This window comes from Oleiphilus sp. HI0061 (genome assembly GCF_001635675.1).
The window spans coordinates 1-1405 of sequence record NZ_LWFE01000408.1 but is presented as its reverse complement, the minus strand read 5'-3'; the positions used below and the strand labels follow the sequence as shown (position 1 = coordinate 1405).

Below are 1405 nucleotides of genomic sequence, written 5' to 3'. Positions count from 1 at the left end.
AACACATTTGGTTGGTTTGTGCTCCAAAGTCTGGTTCTACTTGGTTAACACGTATTCTAAAAGATACGTTGAAGTGGGATGAAATAAAAATGGTCCCAAGTTTCGGTAACCGAGAGCAAGAAATTGATTTAAGTTGTTTGTTAAGCAAAGGTGCTTCAGGAAACGTATTAACACCGCATCAACACTGCCGATATAGTGCATATACTCACGAGATTATCGATGCGCTTGACACTAAGGTTATTTTCCAGGTCAGAGATATTTTCGACACGATATTAAGTTTTTACGATCACATTGAAATGGAAGGACCGACTTTTCCGAGTGGGTTCATGAATGAGAAGAGTTGGGCGTTAATGGATGAGCTGACTCGATACGAATATTTAGTTGATCTCGTCATACCTTGGTATTTCAACTTCTACTGCAGTTGGATGTCGTCAAGTCTTCATTCAGAAGGTCGATTGAAAATAATTACTTACAATGAATTGCGTAACGAAACTGTTAACACTGTTGCAGGGGTACTGAAGTACTGTGGCGAAGGTGAGAGTGCTTCAAAGGTTCAGGGTGTGTTAGATAAACAGAAGAAAAAGAAAAAGAACACACGCCAAAACAAAGGTGTTGTTGGTCGTGGTGATAGTTTGCCCGAGCATCTAAAAGAAAGAGTGAGGAGTTATACCAAATACTACCCTCATGTAGATTTTGGCCCAATGGGATTGTAAGGCTAGCTTAATGAAGGGAAAAAAGGTGGTAATTGTAGCGAACGCTGCGTTTACCATATTAAATTTTAGGCGGGAGCTTATCGAGACACTTGTGAACCGTGGTTCGAAGGTATTGGTAGCATGCCCGCCTAGCTGTAGTTTGATGTCTGGGCGTGACCTAGAGGGTGAATTTTCTGATTTGGGTGTGGACTTTACACCTGTAGATATGATGAGAAATGGAACTAACCCTATCAAAGACATCGGGTACCTGCGGCGTTTATATTCGCTTTTCAAAGCAGAGGAGCCAGATTACGTTCTGAATTATACGATCAAACCCGCAATATACTCTTCGATTGCTGCTCGTATGGCCGGAGTTAGTGTTATTTGCTCAAATATAACAGGTATCGGTTACGCTATGACTTCGTCTAGTGTTAAAGGGCGGCTGTTAAGTTTCGTTGTATCAAGTTTATATCGAACTGCGCTACGTTTTAATAAACGAGTATTCTTTCAAAATCCTGATGATAGAGAAGTGTTTGTTAATAAAGGTCTGCTAAACAAAGACGATACGGTTATTCTCAATGGCTCAGGCATTAATACGGAATCATTCAAGAGACACTCTGATATCCCTTCGAATTGCTCGTTTATCTTTGTTGGGCGCTTGTTGAGAGATAAGGGGATTTTTGAGTATATTGCAGCAGCTGAAAAGCTTAAAG

At 40.6% G+C, this 1405-nt stretch carries 2 protein-coding genes; both read left to right on the top strand.

Annotated features, from left to right (window positions below):
• The coding region (locus A3735_RS05550; protein ID WP_156499431.1) for a sulfotransferase domain-containing protein at window positions 1-713 on the top strand (713 nt) is incomplete at its 5' end.
• Between the two features lie 10 nt (window positions 714-723).
• A partial coding sequence (locus tag A3735_RS05545; RefSeq protein ID WP_304439964.1) for a glycosyltransferase occupies window positions 724-1405 on the top strand: 682 nt, incomplete at its 3' end.